At 37.7% G+C, this 7,087-nt stretch carries 5 protein-coding genes; all 5 read left to right on the top strand.

What is annotated here, in order from left to right; all coding sequences use genetic code 11:
* Nucleotides 1–119 precede the first annotated feature (119 nt).
* The 5 genes from VXN63_RS08310 to prfB all read left to right on the top strand — a co-directional run bounded on the left by VXN63_RS08310 (nucleotide 120) and on the right by prfB (nucleotide 6,895).
* Nucleotides 120–1,472 (top strand): DEAD/DEAH box helicase, encoded by a 1,353-nt coding sequence (locus tag VXN63_RS08310; protein WP_327757562.1) that lies wholly within the window; start codon nucleotides 120–122, stop codon nucleotides 1,470–1,472.
* Nucleotides 1,469–2,164 (top strand): ComF family protein, encoded by a 696-nt coding sequence (locus VXN63_RS08305; RefSeq protein WP_327757561.1) that lies wholly within the window; start codon nucleotides 1,469–1,471, stop codon nucleotides 2,162–2,164. The genes VXN63_RS08310 and VXN63_RS08305 overlap by 4 nt, the downstream gene beginning before the upstream one ends.
* A gap of 162 nt (nucleotides 2,165–2,326) precedes the next feature.
* The gene (gene hpf, locus VXN63_RS08300; RefSeq protein WP_327757560.1) at nucleotides 2,327–2,902 is read left to right on the top strand and encodes a ribosome hibernation-promoting factor, HPF/YfiA family; all 576 of its coding nucleotides are present in this window, start codon (nucleotides 2,327–2,329) and stop codon (nucleotides 2,900–2,902) included.
* 249 nt (nucleotides 2,903–3,151) lie between these two features.
* Nucleotides 3,152–5,608 carry a preprotein translocase subunit SecA gene (gene secA / locus VXN63_RS08295; protein ID WP_327757559.1) on the top strand — a complete coding sequence of 819 codons (2,457 nt, stop codon included), beginning with the start codon at nucleotides 3,152–3,154 and terminating at the stop codon, nucleotides 5,606–5,608.
* Between the two features lie 176 nt (nucleotides 5,609–5,784).
* A protein-coding gene (gene prfB / locus VXN63_RS08290) for a peptide chain release factor 2 (protein ID WP_327757558.1) occupies nucleotides 5,785–6,895 on the top strand; the annotation gives its coding sequence in 2 pieces (ribosomal slippage) (nucleotides 5,785–5,856 and nucleotides 5,858–6,895; 1,110 coding nt in all).
* The last annotated feature ends 192 nt before the right edge of the window (nucleotides 6,896–7,087 follow it).

Here is a 7,087-nt window from a genome sequence, read left to right as displayed (position 1 = left end):
ACGTTGGTGAATTCTCACCAACGTTATTTATTATAGAACCCTTTTTTTCGTCAGAAAATGATTCGTTTAATAGTTTATGTAGATAGGAAGAAAACGTATCTACATGAATGGAGCTAGGGATGGTCGATCAATTATATGGTAGAGAAGTCTTGGAGTCCGAATGTGTTAACTTAGATTTTGACAAACTAGTAGAAAGCGACCGAATAGAAACATCTGGATTTATTTCAAAGAAAGGTCAAGAGTATTGTAGAAGATGCAATACAAAAATCACTCCGATTGAATTCAATGATTGCTTTTGTGGGCAACCGTGTACTTACTGCACGAATTGTTTGCAGATGGGAAAAATCAGAAGGTGTTCAAGATTTTTTCATATACCGGAACCGAATCGATTCGAGATTCCTAAGGATCCGGTTTTAAATTGGAAAGGCACTTTATCCAACCAGCAAAGAGAAGCTTCCGAGGAAATTATTCAATCCATTGATTCTAGTGAAGTTCGGTTACTTTGGGCAGTAGCGGGTGCGGGGAAAACAGAAATGTTATTTCCCGGAATAGAAAAAGCGATCAAAGCACATAAAAGAATCTGTTTGGCTTCTCCAAGAGTAGACGTCTGTCTTGAACTGGCTCCTAGGATCCAAGAAGCATTTCCTAATGTTTCTATGAGTGTTTTATATGGAAGGATGGAAGAGGCGTATACATACACACAATTAGTTGTAGCAACAACACACCAGCTCTACCGATTCAAAGAAGCCTTTGACTTGTTGATCATCGATGAGATCGACGCCTTTCCGTTCAGACTGGATGATGCACTACATTTCGCGGTAGATAAAGCAAGAAAGCAGCAGTCTGCACTAATTTATCTAACAGCGACACCTGACCGTAGTGATCAGAAAAAAATTAGTCAGAAAAAATTAAAAGCGAGCATACTACCTGCCAGATATCATGGTCATCCGCTACCAATGCCGATTATGATAAGGGAGCCAAATTGGCAAAAACGTCTGCTTAAACCTAAGCAATCTACAAAGGTGTTTAAAGAAATCACAAAGCGACTAGACCTTCAGAAGAAGTTTCTCTTATTTTTACCTAATATAGAATGGATGGAAACATTTAAAGTTATTTTACAGCGCAGATTCAAAGAAGCTAGATTTGAAGCTGTCCATTCACAAGATGAACAACGAAAACAAAAAGTCTTATTGATGAGGGAGAAGAAATTGGATTTTCTAATAACGACAACGATCCTCGAAAGGGGTGTAACCTTTCCAGATATTGATGTGCTCGTTATTGGTGCTGATGACCGAATCTTTACAGAGGCATCTCTGGTTCAAATTTCTGGAAGAGCTGGCCGTTCTCCAGAGTACCCGACAGGAGATGTATTATACTTCCACGACGGAATGACGATAGAAATGAAAAGAGCCATTCGTCAAATCAAGAAGATGAATACTATTGCAAGAAAGAGAGGACTTCTACTAACATGACAATATGTATCTGGTGTGGTCAACAGATGACCTATTCTTTAACTATAAGTGATTTATTTACCTTTAAAAAGCTGAATGCTAAATCAGCTTGTGCATCTTGTTATTCGAAGTTAGAGAAAATAAGCGGTAATCCTAGCTGTCCTTGTTGTTCTCGCCTGCAAGAAACAACTGAGGTATGTCAAGACTGCCAAAAATGGATAAAAGCTAGTAAGATAGAATCGCTGAATCATAAAGCATTATATAGCTATAATGCTTTTGCCAAAGAATGGATGGAACGGTACAAATTTACAGGTGACATCAGAGTAGCCAGAATGATTTCAGAAGATTTAATCAAAGCAGTTGGGCGTATGTCAGCAATCGATATGGTTGTCCCCATCCCTGTATCCAATAAAAGTTTTCAAAATAGAGGATTCAATCAAACGGAGATCATGCTTAAGATAGCAAAAATCCCTTATACAAATTTACTTGAGAATACGACAACTGAAAAGAATCAATCAAAGAAAAATAGGCAAGAAAGGTTAGAATCTATCCAACCATTTCGTAGGGCTGAACATAACAAGGAATCAATAAAAGGGAAAAAAGTGCTCGTTATAGACGATGTTTACACAACAGGAAGGACAATGATCTATGCTATGGAGTGCCTTCTATCGGAAGGGGCAAGGCAAGTTCAATCCTTATCGGTATTCAGGTAAAAGGAATATTCATTAAATAGTAGAGATTCATTGAGAAAGTAACCGCTATCATGTATAATGAATATAAGATAACAAACAATCTTCAATGGTTTGTTAGAGAGTTATTCTGTGATTTGTGCTAGAATAGCTCAAAGTAAATAAGATTTGGAAGGGTGAAGGAATATGCTAAGATACAATGTTCGCGGAGAAAACATAGAAGTGACCCAAGCAATTAGGGATTATGTTGAGAAAAAGGTAGGTAAGATTGAAAAATATTTCAAGGATGTGCCAGAAGCAAATGCACATGTGAATTTGAAAACCTACTCTGATAAAACTGCGAAAGTAGAAGTGACTGTACCACTTCCTTACATCGTTTTACGTGCGGAAGAAACTTCTCCAGATCTATATGGCAGTGTTGATTTAGTTGTAAGCAAACTAGAAAGACAAATGAGAAAATACAAAACAAAAATTAATCGTAAGAACCGTAAATCTCAAGGCGTAGACGCACCACAACCGACAGACTCTGATTTATGGGCAGATCTTGAGGCAGAAGAGGATGAAGCAACAGAAGAAGAAATTGGTGCAGCAATCGTTAGAACAAAACGTTTAAGCTTGAAACCAATGAATGCTGAAGAAGCCATTCTTCAAATGGACATGTTAGGACATAACTTCTTTATTTTCGAAGATGCAGATACAAATGGTTCAAGCATCGTTTATAAACGTAAAGATGGTAAATACGGATTAATTGAAACAGATTAATTTTATTCAAGAGAAAGACAGGCAGTTTCATGCCTGTCTTTTTTTGCGCTTATTCACATACTTAAAGTGAAATCATTTAGCCGTTTTCTGTACATAGATTACAAAATTGTAAACCTCCATAAAGCATGACAACTGGACTTTTTTTTAATATATAATAATGGTATGATAGTATAGTATGAAAATCGACAAGAATAGCTTTTGATATATAACTAAAAAGAGATTAAACGATCAAAGAGGAGATTTTTAAAAATGGCTCATTTACTTAAAAACTTATTCGATAATGACAAAAAAGAGCTACGTCGTTATGGTAAAATTGCTGACCAAATTGAAAGTATGGAAAGCGAGATTGCTGCTTTAACGGATGAAGCATTGAAAGCACGTACTGAGGAATTTAAAACACGATTTAATAATGGAGAAACTTTAGATGATTTGCTACCAGAAGCTTTTGCAACAATTCGAGAAGCAGCTAAACGAGTACTTGGACTATTTCCTTTCCGTGTTCAGTTAATGGGAGGGATAGCCCTTCACGAAGGAAACATCTCTGAAATGAAAACAGGTGAGGGTAAAACATTAACGGCTACTATGCCGGTTTACCTGAATGCTATTTCAGGTGAAGGTGTGCATGTTGTTACAGTAAATGATTACCTTGCGACACGTGATGCAGAAGAAATGGGCGAGTTATATCGTTGGATGGGTCTAACGGTTGGATTAAACCTGAACGGAAAAAATCCCAATGAAAAAAGAGAAGCTTATCTATGTGATATTACGTATTCTACAAACAATGAACTTGGATTCGACTACCTGAGAGATAATATGGTCGTTTACAAAGACCAAATGTCACAGCGCCCATTGAATTTTGCTATTTTGGATGAGGTCGATTCAATTTTAGTGGATGAGGCGAGAACACCTTTGATCATTTCTGGTCAAGCTAATCGCTCAACTTCTTTTTATACACGTACGGACTTTTTTGTTAAAGGCCTGAAAGAGGAAGAAGATTATACAATCGATCTTCAATCTAAATCTATTTCTCTTACAGAGGATGGTATAGAAAAAGCTGAAAAAACATTCCGAGTGAAAAACTTATACGATTTAGAGAATCAGTCCTTAATTCATCACTTGGATCAAGCTTTGAGAGCGAACTTTATTATGTTACTTGATATTGATTATGTTGTTGACGATGGAGAAATTAAGATTGTAGATCAGTTTACTGGACGTATTATGGATGGTCGTCGCTATTCTGACGGTCTTCATCAAGCTATTGAAGCTAAAGAAGGCGTTGAGATTCAAAAAGAATCCAAGACTATGGCAACCATTACTTTCCAAAACTACTTCCGTATGTACAAAAAATTATCTGGTATGACAGGTACGGCTAAAACAGAAGAAGAAGAATTCCGCGAGATTTACAATATGAACGTTATCGCTATACCGACTAACCGCGAACTTGTTCGTGATGACCGCGATGATTTACTTTATCCAACACTTGAAAGTAAATTCAATGCTGTTGCACAAGACATCAAAGAACGTCACCAAAATGGACAACCGATTCTAGTTGGTACTGTAGCGGTTGAAACGTCTGAGCGAATCAGTCGTTTATTGACTAAAGAAGGTGTGCCACACGAAGTATTGAATGCCAAAAACCATTTCAGAGAAGCGGAAATCGTTGTAAATGCTGGACAACCTGGTGCTGTAACAATCGCAACCAACATGGCTGGTCGTGGTACAGATATTAAACTTGGACCCGGAGTCAAAGAAATGGGTGGGTTAGCTGTTATTGGTACGGAACGTCACGAATCAAGACGTATTGATAATCAATTACGTGGACGTGCTGGTCGTCAGGGAGATCCTGGTGTTTCTCAATTCTATCTATCACTTGAAGATGATTTGATGAAACGATTTGGTTCAGAACGTATTCGTATGGTTCTAGAACAACTCAAAATTTCTGAAGACGATGCAGTCATTCAAAGTCGCATGATCAGTAGACAAGTTGAATCCGCACAAAAACGTGTTGAGGGGAATAACTACGATACACGTAGAAATGTCTTGAAATACGATGATGTTATGCGTGAGCAACGTGAAGTTATCTACAACCAAAGGCTTGAAGTGATTCTAGAAAACGAAACATTGAACTATGTAACAGTACCGATGATTCGCCGTACGATTGAGCGCTATGTTCAATTGAATACACAACAAGAAGACCGTACTAAGTGGAATCTTTCGCATATCATTGAATTTGCGCATACCGTACTCGTACACCCTGAAGAATTATCTGAAGAAGATTTAAAAGGGAAATCAGCAAAAGAAATTGAAACGATACTGATCGAACTTTCTCGTAAAAATTACGAAGAGAAAACGGCTCAACTAAATGGTAAAGAACAAGTTCTTGAGTTTGAAAAAGTGGTTATTTTAAGAGTGGTGGACCGTAAGTGGACGGATCATATTGATCAAATGGATCAGTTACGACAAGGTATCGGACTTCGTTCATATGGGCAATTCAATCCACTAACTGAATACCAGCAAGAAGGTTTCACTTTGTTTGAAGATATGATTGGTGAAATAGACTATGAAGTGACTCGTCTATTGATGAAATCTCAAATCCGTCAAAACTTGCAACGTGAACAAACGAGCGCTAAAGGGAAAGCAGATCGTGGGAAGGCGAAAGAAGCCGTTTTTTCTCACGATGAAGAGACACATACAAGACTAGGTTAATTTCTTCTTTTCGTAAAATAGAAACAGCCCTCTTACAATTCAATGAGTCAGCGAAAGTTTACATTTCAGTAAATGCTCGTTCAGGCAAAGATCTCTATAGGGATTTATTGTGATTTCCTGAGGACTTATTTTTTGCGAGAGGGATTTTTCTACCATAAATCTAGGAGGCTATTACAATGGAAATCAGTGATATTAGAAATTCAATTCAAGCAGCAAGTCAGAAAGTCTCTGACTTCAGGGGGTCTCTTTGACTTAGAGACAATGGAAGTCGACATTGCAGAATACGATGAACAAATGTCAGATCCATCATTTTGGAATAACCAGCAAGCAGCTCAAAAAGTTATCGATGAAGCGAATACGGTCAAAAGTACCTATAATGCTTTTCGTTCTATGGAAGAACAAGTTGAAGAGTACAAAATGATGATGGAAATGCTTGAAGAAGAAAGCGACGCAGGACTGCGAGCTGAACTTGAACAAGGTGTGCAATCTCTTGAAAAAGAGATCGAACAGTTTGAACTTGAAATGCTACTCAGCGAACCATACGATAACAATAATGCTATTTTGGAAATTCACCCAGGTGCTGGTGGTACAGAGTCTCAGGATTGGGGCGAGATGCTCTACAGAATGTATACAAGATGGATTGATAAAAGAGGGTTCTCTTATGAGATTCTGGATTATCAAGATGGAGAAGAAGCGGGTATTAAAAGTGTTACGATACTCATAAAAGGATTGCATGCATACGGGCTTTTGAAAGCAGAAAAAGGTGTGCACCGTTTAGTTCGTATTTCTCCTTTTGATTCAAGTGGTCGTCGGCACACGTCTTTTGTTTCTATAGAAGTATTACCTGAAATAGATGATGACATTGATATTGAAATTAACCCAGACGATATTCGTGTAGACACGTACCGAGCAAGTGGTGCGGGGGGACAGCATATTAATAAAACAGAATCAGCAGTAAGACTGACCCATAAAGAAACAGGCTTGGTGGCAGCCAGTCAAGCAGGGCGTTCTCAACTAGCAAACAAAGAAACCGCAATGAAGATGCTGAAAGCGAAGTTGTATCAAAAAGAGCTCGATGAAAAAGCACAAGAAATGGCCGCTATAAGAGGCGAGCAAAAGGAAATTGGATGGGGATCTCAAATCCGTTCTTATGTTTTCCATCCGTATTCTATGGTAAAAGATCATAGAACGAATGAGGAAACTGGAAATATAGATGCTGTAATGGATGGCGACCTTGACCGTTTTATTGAAGCCTATTTACGTTCTCTAATTAATACATCTGAATAAATTAATGGGCATTACAGTGTGTTTTAAGCTGTAATGCCTCTTTACATTTATTACGAAACCGAGAAGTGTCAAATTTTAGACATACTTTTGAGAGGTGTATTTTAACACAACTGTAACATTAGAATTGTGAAGAAAAACCATTTAAAATGGTTTTTAAGCTTAAAAGTGGAGAATAAATACTTCTATAAGGTG

The sequence above is a fragment of the Marinilactibacillus sp. XAAS-LB27 genome, assembly GCF_036039175.1.
GTDB lineage: Bacteria > Bacillota > Bacilli > Lactobacillales > Carnobacteriaceae_A > Marinilactibacillus.
This window is presented reverse-complemented; position numbering and strand designations above follow the sequence as displayed.

Excerpts from the sequence above, each read along its gene's own strand:
- VXN63_RS08310 (WP_327757562.1), top strand. The coding sequence starts at position 120 with ATGGTCGATCAATTATATGGTAGAGAAGTCTTGGAGTCCGAATGTGTT.
- VXN63_RS08305 (WP_327757561.1), top strand. The coding sequence starts at position 1,469 with ATGACAATATGTATCTGGTGTGGTCAACAGATGACCTATTCTTTAACT.
- hpf (WP_327757560.1), top strand. The coding sequence starts at position 2,327 with ATGCTAAGATACAATGTTCGCGGAGAAAACATAGAAGTGACCCAAGCA.
- secA (WP_327757559.1), top strand. The coding sequence starts at position 3,152 with ATGGCTCATTTACTTAAAAACTTATTCGATAATGACAAAAAAGAGCTA.